Annotated in this window: 20 protein-coding genes; 8 read left to right on the forward strand and 12 right to left on the reverse strand. The window is 72.2% G+C overall.

What is annotated here, in order from left to right; genetic code table 11:
* Positions 1-4 precede the first annotated feature (4 nt).
* From OG509_RS24640 to OG509_RS24650, 3 genes are all read right to left on the reverse strand, one after another.
* Positions 5-1,120, reverse strand: coding sequence for an Mrp/NBP35 family ATP-binding protein (locus tag OG509_RS24640; RefSeq protein WP_030153441.1), 1,116 nt, complete (start codon positions 1,118-1,120; stop codon positions 5-7).
* A gap of 87 nt (positions 1,121-1,207) precedes the next feature.
* Complete coding sequence (locus OG509_RS24645; RefSeq protein ID WP_406187670.1) at positions 1,208-1,759, reverse strand: DUF1003 domain-containing protein; 552 nt, start codon at positions 1,757-1,759, stop codon at positions 1,208-1,210.
* Positions 1,760-1,892: 133 nt separating this feature from the next.
* Entirely contained in the window at positions 1,893-3,164 is a 1,272-nt protein-coding gene (locus tag OG509_RS24650) for a magnesium transporter MgtE N-terminal domain-containing protein (protein WP_406184674.1), read from the reverse strand.
* A 181-nt stretch (positions 3,165-3,345) separates the two neighbouring features.
* On the opposite strand from OG509_RS24650, the gene OG509_RS24655 reads away from it, so the two are divergent.
* Positions 3,346-4,143 (forward strand): hypothetical protein, encoded by a 798-nt coding sequence (locus OG509_RS24655; RefSeq protein WP_406187671.1) that lies wholly within the window; start codon positions 3,346-3,348, stop codon positions 4,141-4,143.
* A gap of 40 nt (positions 4,144-4,183) precedes the next feature.
* Here OG509_RS24655 and OG509_RS24660 read toward each other — a convergent pair whose 3' ends face one another.
* A complete protein-coding gene (locus OG509_RS24660) occupies positions 4,184-4,696 on the reverse strand; it encodes a hypothetical protein (protein ID WP_406184676.1) in 513 nt (170 codons plus the stop codon).
* A 32-nt stretch (positions 4,697-4,728) separates the two neighbouring features.
* Positions 4,729-5,844 carry a magnesium and cobalt transport protein CorA gene (locus OG509_RS24665; RefSeq protein ID WP_406184677.1) on the reverse strand — a complete coding sequence of 372 codons (1,116 nt, stop codon included), beginning with the start codon at positions 5,842-5,844 and terminating at the stop codon, positions 4,729-4,731.
* 399 nt (positions 5,845-6,243) lie between these two features.
* Here OG509_RS24665 and OG509_RS24670 point away from each other — a divergent pair, with 399 nt between their 5' ends.
* The 4 genes from OG509_RS24670 to OG509_RS24685 all read left to right on the forward strand — a co-directional run bounded on the left by OG509_RS24670 (position 6,244) and on the right by OG509_RS24685 (position 9,229).
* Positions 6,244-6,828, forward strand: a complete 585-nt coding sequence (locus OG509_RS24670) for a suppressor of fused domain protein (protein ID WP_406184678.1) — start codon at positions 6,244-6,246, stop codon at positions 6,826-6,828.
* Positions 6,829-6,903: 75 nt separating this feature from the next.
* Positions 6,904-7,545: a DUF6758 family protein gene (locus OG509_RS24675; RefSeq protein WP_406184679.1), complete on the forward strand. Its 642-nt coding sequence runs from the start codon at positions 6,904-6,906 to the stop codon at positions 7,543-7,545.
* A 130-nt stretch (positions 7,546-7,675) separates the two neighbouring features.
* Positions 7,676-8,542, forward strand: coding sequence for a PHP domain-containing protein (locus tag OG509_RS24680; protein WP_406184681.1), 867 nt, complete (start codon positions 7,676-7,678; stop codon positions 8,540-8,542).
* A gap of 81 nt (positions 8,543-8,623) precedes the next feature.
* Positions 8,624-9,229: a MarC family protein gene (locus OG509_RS24685; protein ID WP_406184683.1), complete on the forward strand. Its 606-nt coding sequence runs from the start codon at positions 8,624-8,626 to the stop codon at positions 9,227-9,229.
* Between the two features lie 98 nt (positions 9,230-9,327).
* Here OG509_RS24685 and OG509_RS24690 read toward each other — a convergent pair whose 3' ends face one another.
* The 3 genes from OG509_RS24690 to OG509_RS24700 form a co-directional block, all read right to left on the reverse strand.
* Positions 9,328-9,480 carry a hypothetical protein gene (locus OG509_RS24690; protein WP_166663124.1) on the reverse strand — a complete coding sequence of 51 codons (153 nt, stop codon included), beginning with the start codon at positions 9,478-9,480 and terminating at the stop codon, positions 9,328-9,330.
* Positions 9,481-9,576: 96 nt separating this feature from the next.
* On the reverse strand, positions 9,577-10,434 hold the full coding sequence (locus OG509_RS24695; protein WP_406184684.1) for an alpha/beta fold hydrolase: 858 nt from the start codon (positions 10,432-10,434) through the stop codon (positions 9,577-9,579).
* A gap of 118 nt (positions 10,435-10,552) precedes the next feature.
* Entirely contained in the window at positions 10,553-12,625 is a 2,073-nt protein-coding gene (locus tag OG509_RS24700) for a DEAD/DEAH box helicase (protein ID WP_406184686.1), read from the reverse strand.
* A gap of 494 nt (positions 12,626-13,119) precedes the next feature.
* On the opposite strand from OG509_RS24700, the gene OG509_RS24705 reads away from it, so the two are divergent.
* The gene (locus OG509_RS24705; RefSeq protein WP_406184687.1) at positions 13,120-13,878 is read left to right on the forward strand and encodes a ferritin-like fold-containing protein; all 759 of its coding nucleotides are present in this window, start codon (positions 13,120-13,122) and stop codon (positions 13,876-13,878) included.
* Positions 13,879-14,022: 144 nt separating this feature from the next.
* Here OG509_RS24705 and OG509_RS24710 read toward each other — a convergent pair whose 3' ends face one another.
* The 4 genes from OG509_RS24710 to OG509_RS24725 form a co-directional block, all read right to left on the reverse strand.
* Complete coding sequence (locus OG509_RS24710; RefSeq protein WP_385583992.1) at positions 14,023-14,325, reverse strand: hypothetical protein; 303 nt, start codon at positions 14,323-14,325, stop codon at positions 14,023-14,025.
* Between the two features lie 132 nt (positions 14,326-14,457).
* On the reverse strand, positions 14,458-14,685 hold the full coding sequence (locus OG509_RS24715; protein WP_030153467.1) for a DUF3107 domain-containing protein: 228 nt from the start codon (positions 14,683-14,685) through the stop codon (positions 14,458-14,460).
* Between the two features lie 165 nt (positions 14,686-14,850).
* A complete protein-coding gene (locus OG509_RS24720; protein WP_030153469.1) occupies positions 14,851-15,507 on the reverse strand; it encodes a TetR/AcrR family transcriptional regulator in 657 nt (218 codons plus the stop codon).
* 126 nt (positions 15,508-15,633) lie between these two features.
* Positions 15,634-15,849: a hypothetical protein gene (locus tag OG509_RS24725; protein WP_030153470.1), complete on the reverse strand. Its 216-nt coding sequence runs from the start codon at positions 15,847-15,849 to the stop codon at positions 15,634-15,636.
* Positions 15,850-16,010: 161 nt separating this feature from the next.
* Between OG509_RS24725 and OG509_RS24730 the strand changes: the two genes are divergently transcribed.
* Complete coding sequence (locus tag OG509_RS24730) at positions 16,011-17,027, forward strand: alpha/beta fold hydrolase (RefSeq protein ID WP_406184689.1); 1,017 nt, start codon at positions 16,011-16,013, stop codon at positions 17,025-17,027.
* A gap of 5 nt (positions 17,028-17,032) precedes the next feature.
* Complete coding sequence (locus OG509_RS24735; RefSeq protein ID WP_406184691.1) at positions 17,033-18,502, forward strand: DUF3152 domain-containing protein; 1,470 nt, start codon at positions 17,033-17,035, stop codon at positions 18,500-18,502.
* Positions 18,503-18,512: the final 10 nt, after the last annotated feature.

Below are 18,512 nucleotides of genomic sequence, written 5' to 3' on the forward strand. Positions count from 1 at the left end.
GCGCTCAGAACTTGTTGCGCGGGGTGATGCCCAGGGACATGCCGGCCAGGCCGCGGGCGCGGCCGCCGAGCTTGCCCGCGATGGAGCGCAGCGCCGCACCGGCCGGGGAGTCCGGGTCCGACAGGACGACCGGCTTGCCCTCGTCGCCGCCCTCGCGCAGCCGTACGTCGATCGGGATCGAGCCGAGCACCGGCACCGTCGCGCCGACCGTCTTCGTCAGGCCGTCGGCGACCTTCTGGCCACCGCCCGAGCCGAACACGTCGACCATCTCGTCGCAGTGCGGGCAGGGCAGCCCGGACATGTTCTCGACGACGCCGACGATCTTCTGGTGCGTCTGCACCGCGATCGAGCCGGCCCGCTCCGCGACCTCGGCCGCCGCCTGCTGCGGGGTGGTCACGACCAGGATCTCCGCGTTCGGCACCAGCTGCGCGACCGAGATCGCGATATCGCCCGTACCCGGCGGCAGGTCCAGCAGCAGCACGTCCAGGTCGCCCCAGAACACGTCGGCCAGGAACTGCTGCAGCGCCCGGTGGAGCATCGGGCCGCGCCACACCACCGGCGCGTTGCCCGGCGTGAACATGCCGATGGAGATGACCTTCACGCCGTTCGCCGAGGGCGGCATGATCATGTTCTCGACCTGGGTCGGGCGGCCCTCCACGCCCAGCATGCGCGGCACGCTGTGGCCGTAGATGTCCGCGTCGACGACGCCGACCTTCAGGCCGTCCGCGGCCATCGCCGCGGCCAGGTTCACCGTCACCGAGGACTTGCCGACGCCGCCCTTGCCGGAGGCCACCGCGTAGACGCGGGTCAGCGAGCCCGGCTTGGCGAACGGGACCTCGCGCTCGGCGGTGCCGCCGCGCAGCGTCGCCGCCAGCTCCTTGCGCTGCTCGTCGCTCATCACGTCCAGCGTGACCGCGACCGAGGTGACGCCCGCGACCCGCTCGACGGCCTCGGTGACGTTCTTGGTGATCGTCTCGCGCATGGGGCAGCCCGACACCGTCAGGTAGACGGTGACCGCGACCTCGCCGCCGTCGCCGATCTCCACCGATTTGACCATGCCGAGCTCGGTGATCGGCCGGTGGATCTCGGGGTCGTTCACCGTCGCCAGCGCGTCGAGGATCGCGTCCTGCTCAGGCACGGCGGCGGAGCTTGTGTCGGTAGCCATGCCCCGATGGTACGGCTCGGTAGCCTGCCTCAGGAAAGGCCGCTAGCGGTCGCCTTCGTCACTCTCCGCCGGGAATAGCCGCCGCTCGTCCATCTCCTTGATCAGGTCCTGGAACTCCGACCGGATCCAGTCGCGGGTCGCGACCTCGCCCAGGCCCATCCGCAGCGCCGCGATCTCCCGGGTCAGGTACTCGGTGTCGGCGATGGAGCGTTCGTTCTGCTTGCGGTCCTGCTCCAGGTTGACCCGGTCGCGGTCGTCCTGCCGGTTCTGCGCGAGCAGGATCAGCGGAGCCGCGTACGAGGCCTGCAGCGACAGCATCAGCGTCAGGAAGATGAACGGGTACTCGTCGAACCGCAGGTGCTGCGGCGCGAAGATGTTCCACAGCACCCAGACGATGATGACCAGCGTCATGTAGACGATGAACCGGCCCGTGCCGAGGAACCGCGCCACCCGCTCCGACAGCCGCCCGAACGCCTCCGGGTCGTACACCGGAAGCAGCCGCCGCCGGTCCGGCCGGGGCTGGTCCAGGCGGGCCCGCGTCGAGCGGGTCAGCGCGGTCGACCCGGTCGAGGAAGCGGCCGCCTTGGACCGCAGCCGCTCGGCGGACTCCTCCTCCCGGCCCGTGAGCCCCTGCTCGCGCGCGTACTCACGGGCGTGCTCGCGCGCCAGCTCGCGCCGCACGCGGATCTGCTCGCGGCGCCGTTCGCGCGCCGGCTCGCCCCGTCGCTCACTGCCCACCGGAGACCTCCTCGGCGTGGAAGTCCGTCTCCCGCCAGTCGTCCGGCAGCAGGTGGTCCAGTACGTCGTCCACGGTCACCGCGCCCAGCAGAGAGCCGCTCTCGTCGACCACCGGCACCGCGACCATGTTGTAGGCGGCGAGGTAGCTCGTCACCTGGGGCAGCGAGGCGTCCGGACGCAGCGGCGGCAGGCCCGTGTCCACGATCGAGCTCACCAGCGTGAACGGGGGGTCCCGCAGCAGCCGCTGGAAGTGCACCATGCCCAGGTACTTGCCCGTGGGCGTCTCGTCCGGCGGCCGGCACACGTACACCTGCGCGGCCAGCGCCGGCGACAGGTCCGACTGCCGTACGCGGGCCAGCGCGTCCGCGACCGTCGCGTCGGGCCGCAGCACGATCGGCTCCGTCGTCATCAGACCGCCCGCGGTGTTCTCCTCGTACGACAGCAGGCGCCGCACGTCGGCCGCGTCGTCCGGCTGCATCAGCGTCAGCAGCCGTTCCTTGTCGTCCTCCGGGAGCTCCGAGAGCAGGTCGGCCGCATCGTCCGGGTCCATCGCCTCCAGGACGTCGGCGGCGCGCTCCTCCTTCAGCTTGCCGAGGATCTCCACCTGCTCGTCCTCGGGCAGCTCCTCCATGACGTCCGCGAGCCGGTCGTCGTCGAGCGCGTTGGCCACCTCGGCGCGGCGCTTCGGCGACAGGTGGTGCAGGACGTTCGCCACGTCGGCCGGGCGCATCTGCTCGAAGGTGGCCACCAGGTTCTCGGCGCCCTGGCCGTCCTCCTCCAGCGAGAAGCCGGTCACCGCCGACCACTCCACGGTCAGGGTCTCGCCGCGGCGGCGCAGCGCGCCGCCCTTGCCCTTGCGCACGAAGATCTTGTCGATCTCCCAGTCGCGGCGGGCCGGCAGCTGCTGGATGGCCACGTCGAGGACGGTGACCTCCTCGCCGGTGGCCCCCAGCGTCACCCGGCGGTCCAGGAGTTCGCCGAGGACCAGGCGCTCGGTGGGCCGCTGCTCGAAGCGCCGCATGTTGACGACACCGGTGGTGATGACCTGTCCGGACTCCACGCCCGTGACCCGGGTCATCGGGAGGAAGATCCGGCGCCGGCTGACCACCTCGACCACCAGGCCCAGCAGCCGCGGCGGACGCCCGCCGACGCGCAGCATCGCGACGAGGTCGCGGACGCGGCCGACCTGGTCGCCGTTGGGGTCGAACACAGGCACACCCGACAGATGCGAGACGAAGATCCGCGGGGCGCCACCAGCCATGCGAGCGCCTCCTAGAGCGTCGATCCTCAGTCCTGCCGCCCCTCAGGCTAGCCCGTGCCCCGGGAGAGCGTCCTGGTGGGGCGGTCCGCCCGTGGGTACGGCCGACCACCCGCCCGGGGCGGTGGCTACGGGCGGGTACGCTGCCTGCTGCTCCAAGACGCACGACGAGAGGCACCTGCCCGTGACCGCCTACCTCCCCGCCGTTCGGCTGCGCCGGGCGGCCTTCGTCGGTGTCCTGTTCGCGGGCCTGGCCGTCGCCGGCACGGGCTGCGGCGCGGACCCGGACGAGGGCACCAACGGGGTCGGCAAGCTCTCCGCCGACCAGATCGAGGACAAGGCGAAGGCCGCGGCCGGCGCCGCCGCCTCGGTGCACCTGTCCGGCACGCTCGTCAGCGGCGGCAAGTCCTTCACGCTCGACATGCGGCTGGGCAAGGACGGCGGCTCCGGCGAGGTGAAGTCGCAGGAGGACACCTTCCAGGTGCTGCGCGTGGGCGAGCAGCTCTACCTCAAGGCGAGCGCCGCCTTCTGGGGCAAGTCCGACTCGGCCGGCAAGCTCGGCGACAAGTACGTGAAGGTGCCCCAGGGCGACCCCACGTACAAGCAGTTCCGCGGGTTCACCGACATGCGGGTGCTGCTCGACGGGCTGCTCGGACTCGACGGCAAGCTCGCCAAGGAGGACGACTACACCAAGGTCGGGCACACCCGCGCGGTCCTGGTCACGGCGGACAAGGGCAAGGGCGGCAAGCTGTCGGTCTCCCTGGAGGGGACCCCGTACCCGCTGCGCCTGGAGCGGGCCGGCGGGGCCGGGCAGGTCGACCTCGCGGAGTGGGGCAAGACCTTCCCGCTGGAGGCGCCGGCGCAGGACCAGACCGTCGACTACGGCACCCAGATGCCGACGACCAAGGACCAGGGCGGGGGCTCCGGCCCCTCGCCGAGCCCGGGCAAGAGCGCCGGACAGGGCTCGAACCCGACCAAGTAGAGGTACGGGGTACCGGCGGGCGCGGGGGCGCGGACTCCCCTCAGCGGGCCGCCTTCTTCCGCTTGAGCAGCAGCTTCGGCAGCCCGGCCGGAACGGGCTGGCGGGTGACCGCCGGCGAGCCCAGCGGGGCGGCCGCCAGCGATCCGCCGGGCAGGTCCGTGATCACCGCCACCGGCTCCAGCCGCAGCAGCCGGCACTCGCGCGCCCACCGCTCGGTCATCTGCTCCGAGTCGGGCGCGTTCAGCCGCTTCCCCTTCAGCTCGGCCACGGCGGCCTGCCACTCCTCGCTGCGGGGCGGGAGCTCCCGTACGGCCGCGGTCCAGGCGACCAACCGGCCGCCCTTGTCCTTGCTGCGCACGGTCACCTCGGCGGTCCCGCCGTCCGCGAGCCCCGGGAACGGCTGCTCCCCGGGCCCGTCGCCCAGTACGTGGGCCGCGCCGTCGACCCAGGCGTGCCACAGGGCCCGGTCGGCCCCGGAGCCGCGGACCCAGATCAGGCCGGACTTCTTGGTGGCCTCCTCGACGAGGGCCAGGTCGAGCGCGCTGAGAGTCATGCGCAACAGAGTAGGGGGTGGCTGAAGGGCCGCTAGAGCCAGCCGTGGCGGCGCAGCGCGCGGTGGATGGTGAAGCAGATGCCGACGATGGTGGCCATCACCATCGGGTAGCCGTACTTCCACTGGAGCTCGGGCATGTGCTCGAAGTTCATCCCGTAGACCCCGCAGATCATCGTCGGTACGGCGATGATCGCCGCCCACGAGGTGATCTTGCGCATGTCCTCGTTCTGCGCGACGGTCGCCTGCGCGAGGTTGGCCTGGAGGATCGAGTTCAGGAGCTCGTCGAAGCCGATGACCTGCTCGTGCACGCGCGCCAGGTGGTCGGCGACGTCGCGGAAGTACTTCTGGATGTCCGGGTCCACCAGCCGCATCGGACGCTCGCTCAGCAGCTCCATCGGCCGCAGCAGCGGGGAGACGGCCCGCTTGAACTCCAGCACCTCGCGCTTGAGCTGGTAGATGCGGCCCGCGTCGCCGCCGCGCGCACCGCCCTTGGCGGGCGCGGCGAACACCGCGCTCTCCACTTCGTCGATGTCGTCCTGGACGGCCGCCGCGACCGCGATGTACCCGTCGACGACGTGGTCGGCGATGGAGTGCAGGACGGCCGAGGGGCCCTTGGCGAGCAGCTCGGGGTCGTCCTGGAGGCGGTGGCGCAGGGACCGCAGGGAACCCTGGCCGCCGTGCCGGACCGTGATGACGAAGTCGGGGCCGGTGAAGCACATCACCTCGCCGGTCTCCACCACCTCGCTGGTGGCGGTCAGTTCGGCGTGCTCCACGTAGTGGATCGTCTTGAAGACGGTGAAGAGCGTGTCGTCGTAGCGCTCCAGCTTCGGCCGCTGGTGCGCGTGCACCGCGTCCTCCACGGCGAGCGGGTGCAGGCCGAAGGTGGCCGCGATCCCCGCGAACTCGGCCTCGGTCGGCTCGTGCAGGCCGATCCAGGCGAACCCGCCGCTCTCGCGGACGCGGGCCATCGCCTCACGCGGGGTCAGACAGGCCGATCCCAGGGCGCGTCGGCCGTCGCGGTACACGGCGCAGTCGACGACCGCGCTGCTCGCGGAGGGATCGCGGGTGGTGTCGTAGCCGGGCTGGGACGGGGTGGACCTGCGCAGGGCCGGACGTACGGCGGCACGCAGGTAGGGCAGCATCGACATGGCAGGCTCCTTCGCACGCACGGCTGCGGACCGTACGGGTGGGAGGTCCCTTCCGAGTGGCACGGCCGCGGCAGGCGGGCAGGCCCGGGGCGGACGGAAGGAACAGGACGGGAGGACAAAGTTCCGCCGTCGCTCTTCTACTGATCAGATGATCAAACGGGCGGGAACGTGCCCGTGGTGCCCGTACAAGGAGTGGAAGAGCGCTTGGTACTGCACGATCGACTTCGATCCATTGCAGCCCCACCTCCTCCGGCCGGTCCTCCGTGGAGGACGTCCTGTCGTCGGCTGCCCCGAAACAGCTCTTCAAGAGTGTGGCCCCGACCAGCGGTCAACATTATCAGCCGACGGATGGTCAAGACCCGCCCTTTACCCGCCTCATACGAGTTCTATGCTCGCTTCATGGCACAAATTCTGGCTCTCGTCGAAGCCCGGCTGCGCAGCGCGCTCGGCGAACCCGACGCCCGCGCCGCCGTCACGTTCCTCGGCACCGACCGCATCGAAGTGCTGCGCTTCACCGACGGCGACCTCGTGCGGTACGCGACCCTCGGCATGTCCGCACATCCCATGGCCGACCCGACCGTCGTCGTCGCCGACCCGCTGCGCGGGCCGCGCGCCGAGCTCGTGCTGACCGTACGGGCGGGGCTCGCGCCCACCGACAAGCTGCTGCGGCCGCTCGCGGTGCTGGGGGCCGCGCCGCAGGTGGAGGGACTGGTCGTGACCCCCGGCGCCTCACTCGACGTGGGCGAGCCGCTGTGGGACGGGGCGCCGTTCACCTCCGTACTCGTCGCGGAGCCCGGCGGGCTGGTCGAGGACCTCGAACTCGACCAGCCCATGGACCCGGTGCACTTCCTCCCGCTCCTGCCGATGACGGCGAACGAGGCCGCCTGGAAGCGGGTGCACGGCGCGGCGGCCCTCCAGGAACGCTGGCTGTCGCACGGCACGGATCTGCGGGATCCTCTTCGTACCGCTGTGCCGCTGGACTGAGACATCCGCACCGGGGCATCCGGACGGGTGATCGTGTCTTGACGGGGCGCCGGGCGGGGAGGAGCGTGGCTTCCTATGAGGGGTGAACCAACGTGCCCGAAGTGCGGAGGCCGGGTCAGGGCGCCCGGGCTCTTCTCCGACTCGTGGCAGTGTGCGGTGCACGGCACGGTGCACCCCCTGCAGCCCGTCATCCCGCCCAGCGTCGAAGGCCTGGGCGTGGTGGTGAACCGGGCGAACGTGCCGGTGTGGATGCCGTGGCCGCTGCCGGTGGGGTGGCTGTTCACCGGAGTGGCGGCGGCCGGTGACGACCGCAGCGGGGGCCGGGCGACGGCGGTGGCCTGCTCGGGCCCCGGTCCGCTCGGCGGAATCGGCGAGCTGCTGCTGGTCGCGGAGGAGTTGGGAGTCGGCCTCGGCGCGCGGTACGCGGGGATCGACGGACCCGACCCCGGCACGTACATCGACGTTTCGGCGCCGCCGCACGTCAAGGTCGTCGCGGCGGGCCGCCCGACACCGCTGTGGCACGTGAAGGGAGCCCCGGACGACCGGGCCGTGTTCGCCGGCGAGGCGCGCGGGCTGTGGCTGTGGGCCGTCGTCTGGCCGGAGCAGTCGGGCCTGCTGATGTACGACGAACTGGTGCTGACGGACCTGCGGGACGCGGGCGCCGAGGTCGAACTCCTGCCGTGCGGCGCGCTGAGCCCGCGCGTCCTCGGTCCGTAGCCGCCCCTGCCCCCTCGTCCCTCCCGGGCCCGCACCGGGGCCGGGCGGCGGGTGGCGTGGCGCCCGGACGGCGGGCGGGCGTTATCCTGGGGTGTCCCCCCGTACCCGCGAGACCCCTGGAGCACCGGCCGTGCGCATCGATCTGCACGCCCACTCCACGGCCTCCGACGGGACCGACACCCCCGCGGAGCTGGTCCGTAACGCGGCCGCCGCCGGGCTCGACGTGGTCGCGCTGACCGATCACGACACCGTCGGGGGATACGCCGAAGCCCTCGCCGCACTGCCGCATGGGCTCACCCTCGTCACCGGCATGGAGCTCTCCTGCCGGCTCGACGGCATCGGGATGCACCTGCTCGCGTACCTCTTCGACCCCGAGGAGCCCGAGCTCGCCCGCGAGCGGGAGCTCGTCCGCGACGACCGCACCCCGCGCGCCCACGCCATGATCGGCAAGCTCCAGGAGCTCGGCGTCGACATCACCTGGGAGCAGGTGGCCCGGATCGCCGGCGAAGGCTCCGTCGGGCGGCCGCACATCGCCACCGCGCTCGTCGAGCTCGGCGTCGTCCCCACCGTGTCCGACGCGTTCACGACGGACTGGATCGCCGACGGCGGCCGCGCGCACGCCGAGAAGCACGAGCTCGACCCCTTCGACGCCATCCGCCTGGTCAAGGCGGCCGGCGGGGTCACCGTCTTCGCCCACCCGGCCGCCGTCAAGCGCGGCCGGTGCGTCCCCGAGTCCGCGATAGCCGAGCTCGCGTCCGCAGGCCTGGACGGCATCGAGGTGGACCACATGGACCACGACACCGACACGCGCGCGCGGCTGCGCGCCCTGGCCGGTGACCTCGGAATCCTCACGACCGGGTCCAGCGACTACCACGGCAGCCGCAAGACGTGCCGCCTAGGGGAGTACACGACCGACCCCGAGATCTACGGCGAGATCACGCGCCGCGCGACGGGGGCCTTCCCCGTTCCGGGCGCCGGCGGAGCGACCGGCGCGTAACGCGCCGACCGGCGCGCGAGCGCGCCTCTGCGCCCCTTTTTCCTCTTTTCGAAACACCCCTCTCTCCTGCAAGGCATCACTGTGTTCGACTTCGCCGTCTTCGGATCCCTATTTCTCACGCTTTTTGTGATTATGGACCCCCCGGGGATCACGCCGATCTTCCTCGCCCTGACCTCGGGCCGACCCGCCAAGGTGCAGCGCCGCATGGCCTGGCAGGCCGTCTGCGTGGCCTTCGGCGTCATCGCCGTCTTCGGCGTCTGCGGCCAGCAGATCCTGGACTACCTGCACGTCTCCGTCCCGGCGCTGATGATCGCGGGTGGTCTGCTGCTCCTGCTCATCGCGCTCGACCTGCTCACCGGCAAGAACGACGAGCCCAAGCAGACCAAGGACGTGAACGTCGCCCTCGTGCCGCTCGGCATGCCGCTGCTCGCCGGCCCCGGTGCGATCGTCTCCGTCATCCTCGCCGTGCAGAAGGCGGACGGGGTCTCCGCACAGGTCTCGGTCTGGCTGGCGATCATCGCCATGCACGTCGTTCTGTGGATCACGATGCGCTACTCGCTGGTGATCATCAGGGTCATCAAGGACGGCGGCGTCGTCCTCGTGACGCGCCTCGCCGGCATGATGCTCTCCGCGATCGCCGTCCAGCAGATCATCAACGGCGTGCTTCAGGTCATCCACACGGCCTGACAGCCGTCCGGTCTCCGGCCCGCTCCCGCGTATGCGAACGCCCCCGCACCGGATCGGTGCGGGGGCGTCGACGTCTTCGTACGGATGGTGCGGAAGCGTCAGGAGGACGCACTCTCGGCCGGTCGGATCAGAATGCGCTGGCCTACGGCGGCCGCCTGCTGCACGATCCGGTTGACGGAGGCCGCGTCCACGACGGTGCTGTCCACGGCGGATCCGTCGACATCGTCCAGGCGCAGAATCTCGAAGCGCACGGGGCTTCTCCCTTCGTCAGTGTTCTCCTTGCACTGTTCCAACGAAGTGTAAGAGGCAAACATTCCCTACGCTAAAGAAATTTTTTCACTCGCTAACTAACCCTGCGGGTGGGCGTCCCAGAACGAGGCCAGCGCACCCGCTGTGACCTGCGGATTCTCCGCATTGGGGGAGTGCTCGGCACCCGCCACGACCACCCGGGCCGCACCCAGTCGCCGTGTCATCTCGTCCATCAGCGGCACCGGCCACGCGTAGTCGACCTCGCCGGACAGCACCAGCTTCGGCAGCTCCACGGAGCTCAGCCCGTCCACCCGGTCCGGCTCGGAGACCAGGATCCGGCCCGTGCCGATCAGCTGCTCGGGCACCGTGGCCAGCCACCGCTCGCGCAGGAACTCCGCGAGCTCGGGGGAGTCGGGCACCGCGTCCTCGGGGTCGAAGGACCGCATCGCCGTCCAGACGCCTGGCATGTCGTCGCGCATCGCCTCCAACGCGGCGACCAGCAGCTTCGTACGCTCCCGCTGGTCCTCGGCGATCGCGGCCGGCCCGCTGCTCATCAGCGTGAGGGAGGCGAAGGGCGCCGCGTCGCGCAGTACGGCGGCCCGCGCGATCAGCCCGCCCAGCGAGTGGCCGACCAGGTGGACCGGACCCCCGTCCACGGCGGCGGCCTGGGCCAGCACGTCCTGCGCGAGCTCCGCCAGCGCGTACGCCGACTCCTCGCGCGGGCCGGGGCTCTCGTGCTGCCCCCGCCCGTCGACCGCGACCACCCGGTACCCGGCGGTGGCCAGCGGCTCCAGGAGACCGATGAAGTCCTCCTTGCTGCCCGTGAACCCGGGGACCAGCAGGGCGGTGCCGCGGACCGGCTCGCCGGCCTCGTGCACGGCGAAATCGCCGCGGGCGGTGGACAGGAGGTACGCGCGGGCACCGGAGGGCAGTGTGAGGCGGGGCGGCTTGCTCATGGGCCAGAGGCTACCGGCCCGAGGTTACCGGCGCGTAGGGGCAGTGTGTACGGCCCGGATACGCCGGTGGCCCGGCCCCCTCGGAAGGGGACCGGGCCACCGGGCGGTGGATCGGGGATCAGGCTTCCGTGGTCTCCGCGACGGGAGCGACGGCCTTGCGGGTCCGGGTGCGCTTCGGCTTCGCGGGGGCCTCCTCGGCCACCGGCGCGGCCGGAGCCTCGACGACGGCAGCGGCGGCCTTGCGGGTCCGGGTGCGCTTCGGCTTGGCCGCGGCCTCCTCGGTCACCGCGGCGGCCTCGGCGGCCGGAGCGGCCTCCGCGACCTTGCGGGTCCGGGTGGTGGGAGCCGTACGGCGGGCCTTGACCGGGGGCTCCACGGGCGGGGCCACCTGGAAGTCGGGCTCCGGGGCCGCGTCGACGACCCTGCGGGTCCGGGTCCTGCGGGCCTTGACCACGGTCTCCGCGGCCGGAGCCTCGGCGATCGGGGTCACCTGGGCGAGGACGGGCTTCTGGGTCGGGACCCGGCGGGCCCGGACCGGCTCGGCCTTGACCGGCTCGGCCGGCGCGGCCTGCTGGAACTCCGGCTCCGCGAAGACCGGAGCCTCCGCGACCTTGCGGGTGCGGGTACGGCGGGCCTTGACCGGGGCCTCCTCGGCCGGAGCCTCGGCGACCGCGACCGCGGCGACGGGGGCGGCCTCGATGACCGCAGCGACCGGGGCCGCCTCGGCCACGGCGGCGGCAGCCGCAGCGGCCGTGGTCACCGAACGCGTCCGGCGGCGGCGCGGCTTGCGCGCCTCGTCACCGGCCGGAACCTCGGTGGCCTCCGGGGCCTCGGCCACCGGCGTCACGGCAGCGGCCTCGGCGCCGAGCTCGCTACCGCCCCGCGTCCGGCGGCGCTGGCGCGGGGTGCGCGTACGGGCCTCGCGCTCCTCGACCGGAGCGGCGGCGGCCGGACCGCGGTCACCGCGCTCACCGCGACCGCCACGGCCACCGCGGCCGCCGGTCTCGCCCAGGTCCTCCAGCTGCTCCGCCTTCAGGCCCTCTCGCGTGCGCTCGGCGCGCGGCAGGATGCCCTTGGTGCCGGCCGGGATGTTCATCTCCTCGAACAGGTGCGGAGACGTGGAGTACGTCTCGACCGGGTCGTGGAAGTCCAGCTCCAGCGCCTTGTTGATCAGCTGCCAGCGCGGGATGTCGTCCCAGTCGACCAGGGTGACGGCGATGCCCTTGTTGCCCGCGCGGCCGGTACGGCCCACGCGGTGCAGGAAGGTCTTCTCGTCTTCCGGCGTCTGGTAGTTGATGACGTGGGTGACACCCTCGACATCGATGCCGCGCGCGGCGACGTCGGTGCACACCAGCACGTCGACCTTGCCGTTGCGGAACGCGCGCAGCGCCTGCTCGCGCGCGCCCTGGCCCAGGTCGCCGTGGACGGCGCCGGACGCGAAGCCGCGCTTCTCCAGCTGCTCGGCGATGTCGGCCGCCGTGCGCTTGGTACGGCAGAAGATCATGGCCAGCCCGCGGCCCTCGGCCTGCAGGATGCGGGAGACGAGCTCCGGCTTGTCCATGTTGTGCGCACGGAAGACGTGCTGCTTGATGTTGGCGACGGTCACGCCCTCGCCCTCGGGCGAGGTGGCGCGGATGTGCGTCGGCTGCGTCATGTAGCGGCGGGCCAGGCCGATGACCGCGCCCGGCATGGTCGCCGAGAACAGCATCGTCTGGCGCTTGGCCGGCAGGTAGTTGATGATCTTCTCGACGTCGGGCAGGAAGCCCAGGTCGAGCATCTCGTCGGCCTCGTCCAGGACGAGGGCCTTGACGTGCGACAGGTCGAGCTTCCGCTGGCCGGCCAGGTCGAGCAGGCGGCCCGGGGTGCCGACGATCACGTCGACGCCCTTCTTGAGCGCCTCGACCTGGGGCTCGTACGCGCGGCCGCCGTATATGGCGAGGACGCGGACGTTGCGGACCTTGCCCGCGGTCAGCAGGTCGTTGGTGACCTGGGTGCACAGCTCGCGCGTCGGGACGACGACGAGGGCCTGCGGGGCGTCGGTCAGCTGATCGGGCGTTGCCCGGCCGGCCTCGACGTCCGCGGGGACGACGACCCGCTCCAGCAGCGGAAGGCCGAAACCGAGCGTCTTGCCGGTTCCGGTCTTCGCCTGGCCGATGACGTCCGTGCCGGAAAGGGCGACGGGGAGGGTCATCTCCTGGATCGGGAAGGGGGACACAATGCCGACGGCCTCAAGGGCTTCGGCCGTCTCGGGAAAGATCCCGAGGTCTCGGAACGTAGTCAGGGTGCTGCCTCTTCTGTGAGACGCGGCGCGAGGCGGCGAGGGGGGTCGTACCGTGCCTGGCTTGCAGTACTGCGCCCTCCCAGAAATCGGGAGAGCGATTACGAAGCTGCGCGGGACCACTGGCCTTCGCTCAAGCGCTTGTGCCGCTGAGGGGGCCCCTCGTGGAGAGGTCGTACGCATGTACGTACGCATCACGCCGAGGGCGGTCGGGTGGAGCCGATCGGGCCACCGACCGGGCATCCTCATTCGGATGGCCCGCCGAGTATCCGGCAGGCGCATTACCACTGTACCCCGGAATCGCGCAGGTGTGTCGGGTGAATTCACCTGGTAGTCCCGTTTAGGCGGGCCGGTAGTGACCTGATGCGGTGCCTTGAGCGGGGTTCCGGCGGGCTATTGTGCGGAGCATGTCGACCGTTGAAAACGCATCGCCCTCCGACGACAGCGCCGGCGCCGAGGCGACCGGGATCGCCGCCCAGGACTGGGCGACCGCCTCCGCCTCGCCGCAGTACCGGGCAGCCGTCGTGGACCTGCTGGGAGCGCTCGCGTACGGAGAGCTCGCGGCCTTCGAGCGCCTGGCGGAGGACGCGAAGCTCGCGCCCACCCTCGACGACAAGGCCGAGCTCGCGAAGATGGCCTCCGCGGAGTTCCACCACTTCGAGCGGCTGCGCGACCGCCTCGCGGCGATCGACGTCGAGCCCACCGCCGCCATGGAGCCCTTCGCCAAGGGCGTCGACGACTTCCACCGCCAGACCGCGCCCTCGGACTGGCTGGAGGGCCTGGTCAAGGCCTACGTCGGCGACTCCATCGCCAGCGACTTCTACCGCGAGGTCGCCAGCCACCTGGACACCGACACCCGCGCCCTCGTCGTGAGCGTGCTCGACGACACCGGCCACGGCGGCTTCGCCGTCGAGAAGGTGCGCGCCGCCATCGAGGCCGACCCGCGCTGCGGTGGCCGGCTCGCGCTGTGGGCCCGCCGGCTGATGGGCGAGGCGCTCTCGCAGGCGCAGCGCGTGGTCGCCGAGCGCGACGCGCTCTCCACGATGCTGGTGGGCGGTGTGGACGGGATGGCGGTCGGCTTCGACCTGGCGGCCGTCGGCGAGATGTTCACCCGGATCACCAAGGCGCACACCAAGCGCATGGCCGCACTGGGCCTCGCCGCCTGATCGTTCCACCTGCCTGTCCTGACCCGCTCGAACGTCGGCCCCGGCGCGGAATCCCGCGCCGGGGCCGACGTACGAGGTGACGTGGTACGGGTTCGGTCGGGGTGACGGCTTCAGTCGGGCGCACGGGCCCGGCCGGAGGGCCGGTCAGCCCTGCGAGGGGAGCGAAAACGGAGCCCGGCGGGATGAGCGCCGGGGTCCCGCGCCGGGGCGCAGCAGCAGCGACAGCACCACCGCGGACACCAGCACCGAGCCGACCAGGGTCGCGAAGAGCGTGTTGTGCCCGGGGCCGAGCGCGAACTGTGTCAGGTACGCCCCGAAGAGGGCGCCCAGAACCCCGCTGACCAGCACCATCCTCGGTGACGGCAGCCGCCGGGCCAGCACTCGCAGGGCCACTCCGGCAAGGGCGAGGCCCAGGAGGGCGGAGCCGAGCGCTTCCAACAGCAGCATGGGGGTCTCCCGCAGGTCAGGGGCAAACCGGTTCACTGCGGTCCTACCCGAAGCGGAGGAAAGGGAAACGGCCCGGTGGAATCAACCACCGGGCCGTTTCACCCAGTTCTTCCGAATGCCGGTCGCGATGCGTCAGAGCGCGCCGAAACCGACCTTGCGCACGCTCGGCTCGCCCAGGTCGACGTACGACAGGCGGTCGGCCGGCACCAGGACCTTGCGGCCCTTGTTGTCGGTGAGGCTCAGCAGCGGCTCCGAACCGGTCAGCGCGGCGGTGACGATGCGCTCCAGCTCCTCGGCGCTCAAGTCGCTCTCCAGCACGATCTCCCGGGGTGCGTGCTGCACGCCGATCTTGACCTCCACGGCTTTGTCCCTCCGATGGTCGGTTGTGCGCGATCAGCCGCGCCGTACCCGGACCACATTAGCCCGGAGAGGGGACCCGGATGCGGCGCTCCGGACACGCTCGCAGCGAACACCGGCGGGTCAGGGCCCCTCGGGCCGTACCGAGGTCAGGCCCACGCTGCTCGGTCAGGCCTGCGGCGCCTGGCCGCCCTCCGTACCGTGCAGCGGGAAGCCGGCGATGCCGCGCCAGGCCAGCGAGGTCAGCAGGCCCACCGCGGTGTCCCGGGCGACCGGGCTCTCGCTGGAGAGCCAGTACCGGGCCACGACCTGCGAGACCCCGCCCAGGCCCACGGCCAGCAGCATCGACTCGTCCTTGGACAGGCCGGTGTCCTCGGCGATGACGTCCGAGATGGCCTCGGCGCACTGGAGGGAGACGCGGTCGACGCGCTCACGCACCGCCGGCTCGTTCGTCAGGTCGGACTCGAAGACAAGCCGGAACGCGCCGCCCTCGTCCTCCACGTACGCGAAGTACGCGTCCATGGTCGCGGCCACGCGCAGCTTGTTGTCCGTCGTCGACGCGAGCGCAGTGCGCACGGCGAGCAGCAGGGCCTCGCAGTGCTGGTCCAGCAGCGCCAGGTAGAGGTCGAGCTTGCCCGGGAAGTGCTGGTACAGCACGGGCTTGCTGACACCGGCCCGCTCCGCGATGTCGTCCATCGCGGCCGCGTGGTAACCCTGCGCGACGAAGACCTCCTGGGCCGCGCCCAAGAGCTGATTGCGTCGGGCTCGGCGCGGCAGTCGCGTGCCCCGGGGACGCGCTGCCTCCGTCTGCTCGATGGCTGTCACGCCGCCTCCCACTTTCTCTAAGAACACAGTGCGCCATGCGCCGCGCGGCCATCGTACTTTTCGGTAACCGAATCTGTAGGGTCCAAGCCGAGTTTTCTCGCTTGACGGACCGGCCGGAGACGCTGGTCAGCGGTAGTCGTCCTCGTCCAGGGTCACCACCCGCGCCTGCTCGGCGGCGTCCCCGTCCGCGGCCTCGTCGCGGTCCACCCCGGTGACCCGGTCGTCGTCGTCCGGCTGCAACTCGGCCAGCTGTTCCGCCGCATCGGCCTCGGGCGCCTCGGCGTCGAGGGTCTCCGGGAAGCGCTCCTGGAAGGTTTCCGGCTCTGCGGGGTCGACGGTCATGTGGCTCCCCTTCTTCCCTCGCCCCTCGTGGGCACGCCTCGTCGGTGGCTGCCTCATCTATGAGCGTAGGAGGATCGCGGATACCCCGCTACGCGGATCCCCAAGCATCTGTGATGCCGAACACAGGAGTCCGGACGTGATCGTCTCGTAACATTGGCCGCATGTCTTCGACCGAGCCGCCGGGTGTGCGATCCGCATCCGAAGCGTCCCCCCAGGTGGGAGCCGTCCACGTCGCCGAGGGGGAGCAGCTGCGCACCGCGGTGCTGCCCGGACTGGAGCTCGCCGTCCGGTCCCGGCCCCCGGTGCGCACGGGGCTGCCGCCCGCGCTGTTCGTGCACGGACTCGGCGGTTCGTCGACGAACTGGACGGCCCTCATGGCACAGCTGGAGGACAGCGTCGACGGCGAGGCCCTCGACCTGCCCGGCTTCGGCTGGTCCCCGCCGCCCGCCGACCGGGACTACTCGGTCACGGCGCTGGCCCGCGCCGTCATCCGGCACCTGGACGCCGCCGGCCGCGGCCCCGTCCACCTCTTCGGGAACTCCCTCGGCGGCGCCGTCTCCACCCGCGTCGCGGCCGTCCGCCCCGACCTGGTGCGCACGCTCACGCTGATCTCGCCCGCGCTGCCCGAGCTGCGCGTGCAGAAGTCGGCCGTGCCGACCGCCCTGCTCGCCGTACCCGGGATGGCCTCGCTGGTCGGCCGGCTCACCCGCGGGCTGAGCGCCGAGGAGCGCACCCGCGGGGTGACGGCCCTCTGTTACGGGGACCCCTCCCGGGTGTCGCAGGAGGGCTTCGCGCACGCCGTCGCGGAGATGGAGCGGCGGATGGCCCTGCCGTACTTCTGGGACGCGATGACCCGCTCCTCGCGCGGCATCGTCGACGCGTACACCCTCGGCGGCCAGCACGGACTGTGGCGCCAGGCGCAGCGGGTGCTCGCCCCGACCCTGCTGGTCTACGGTGGCCGGGACCAGCTGGTCTCGTACCGTATGGCGCGGAAGGCGGCGGCGGCCTTCCGGGGTTCGCGGCTGCTGACCCTGCCCGAGGCCGGGCACGTGGCGATGATGGAGTACCCCGACGCGGTGGCGCAGGCCTTCCGGGAGCTGCTGCACGACACCGACCCGGACACGCACGACACGCACGACACGCCGGGCATCCGAGACACCGAAGACGGCAGAGGCTGAGGACCGTGGGACGACATAGTCGCAAGGGGCCCGCTCCGGCCCCCGCCCCTGTCCGCCCGGAGCCGGTACCGGAGGCGGAGCCCGCGCCGGCGTTCCCGTACGAGGAGCGCCGCACGTACGAGGAGCACCTGCCGTACGCGGAGTACGAGGAGCAGGCTCCGTACGCGGAGCGGTCCGTCTTCGAGGAGCGCCGCCCGTACGGGGAGCAGCGCGCGCACGACGACGGGCACCGGCCGTACGAGGAGCAGTGGCCCTCCGGCGGCTACCCCGCGTACGAGGAGCCGCGCGGCGGCCACCCCGAACAGCGCGAGCCCGGCGGCGCCTGGGGCGCGGCATCCGACGCGGTGTACGGGGACTGGCGCGGCGTACCGCGGGCGCGGCAGTCCGCGCACAACGCCTCGGCCGCCGCCGTGCCGGACACCGACACCCCGGCCTTCGGCACCCCCGCGGTCGGCTTCCCGCAGGTGACCCTCCCGCAGCCCGCGGCCGACCCCTCGACCTCCACCGGCCCGCAGCGCCTGGTGCCGGGGCCGCGTACGCCGATGGCCGCGCCGGCCCCGGCCGCTCCCGCCCCGCCTGCCGAACCGCTCGCGCCGGCCGCGCCCGCCGCTCCCGACGAGGAGCCGTCCGCCCCCGGGCGCGGACGGAAGGTCCGTACGTACACCGGGATGGCCGCGGCGGCCGTCACCACCGCGCTCGCCGTCGTCGTCGCCGTGCAGGTGGCCACCGACGGCGACGGCGGCTTCTCGCCCACCGCACGCTCCGCCGGCGACACCCAGAAGCGTGCCGAGCCCGGCAAGTCCGCCGCCTCCCGCTCCGACGGCCGGGCGACCCCCGCCCCTCCCGCCGCGCCGGCCGCGCCCGCGGTGGAGCTGTCGTACGAGCAGAAGATGGCCCAGCAGTTCCCCATCGACGAGAAGCTGAAGGGCCCCGGCACCTTCGACACCGTCCCCGGGGTGGCGCCGGCGCCCGGCAAGGGCAAGAAGATCCGCTACCGGGTCGACGTCGAGCAGGGGATCGGCCTGGACGCGCAGCTGTTCGCCGAGGCCGTTCACCGCACCCTCAACGACGACCGCAGCTGGGGCCACGGCGGGACGAAGACCTTCGAGCGGGTGCCGGGCGGCGAGGCCGACTTCGTCATCACGCTGGCCAGCCCCGGCACCACCGGCGTGTGGTGCGCGAAGTCCGACCTGGACACCACCGTCGACAACGTCAGCTGCGACTCCGCCTCCACCGAGCGGGTCATGATCAACGCGTTCCGCTGGGCGCAGGGCTCGACGACGTACGGCGCGGACCAGATGTTCACCTACCGGCAGATGCTCATCAATCACGAGGTCGGCCACCGGCTCGGGCACGGGCACGTGAACTGTCAGACCCCGGGCGCGCTCGCGCCGATCATGCAGCAGCAGACGAAGTCCCTCGACATCGGCGGGATCCAGTGCAAGCCCAACCCCTGGGTGTTCCCCGGGAGTTGACGGGAAGGGG

It is taken from the genome of Streptomyces sp. NBC_01006 (assembly GCF_045162725.1).
In the GTDB taxonomy this organism is placed as follows: Bacteria; Actinomycetota; Actinomycetes; order Streptomycetales; family Streptomycetaceae; genus Streptomyces.

Excerpts from the sequence above, each read along its gene's own strand:
- OG509_RS24650 (WP_406184674.1), bottom strand. The coding sequence starts at position 3,164 with ATGGCTGGTGGCGCCCCGCGGATCTTCGTCTCGCATCTGTCGGGTGTG.
- OG509_RS24660 (WP_406184676.1), bottom strand. The coding sequence starts at position 4,696 with ATGACTCTCAGCGCGCTCGACCTGGCCCTCGTCGAGGAGGCCACCAAG.
- OG509_RS24665 (WP_406184677.1), bottom strand. The coding sequence starts at position 5,844 with ATGTCGATGCTGCCCTACCTGCGTGCCGCCGTACGTCCGGCCCTGCGC.
- OG509_RS24670 (WP_406184678.1), top strand. The coding sequence starts at position 6,244 with ATGGCACAAATTCTGGCTCTCGTCGAAGCCCGGCTGCGCAGCGCGCTC.
- OG509_RS24675 (WP_406184679.1), top strand. The coding sequence starts at position 6,904 with ATGAGGGGTGAACCAACGTGCCCGAAGTGCGGAGGCCGGGTCAGGGCG.
- OG509_RS24695 (WP_406184684.1), bottom strand. The coding sequence starts at position 10,434 with ATGAGCAAGCCGCCCCGCCTCACACTGCCCTCCGGTGCCCGCGCGTAC.
- OG509_RS24700 (WP_406184686.1), bottom strand. The coding sequence starts at position 12,625 with ATGACCCTCCCCGTCGCCCTTTCCGGCACGGACGTCATCGGCCAGGCG.
- OG509_RS24705 (WP_406184687.1), top strand. The coding sequence starts at position 13,120 with ATGTCGACCGTTGAAAACGCATCGCCCTCCGACGACAGCGCCGGCGCC.
- OG509_RS24710 (WP_385583992.1), bottom strand. The coding sequence starts at position 14,325 with ATGCTGCTGTTGGAAGCGCTCGGCTCCGCCCTCCTGGGCCTCGCCCTT.
- OG509_RS24725 (WP_030153470.1), bottom strand. The coding sequence starts at position 15,849 with ATGACCGTCGACCCCGCAGAGCCGGAAACCTTCCAGGAGCGCTTCCCG.
- OG509_RS24730 (WP_406184689.1), top strand. The coding sequence starts at position 16,011 with ATGTCTTCGACCGAGCCGCCGGGTGTGCGATCCGCATCCGAAGCGTCC.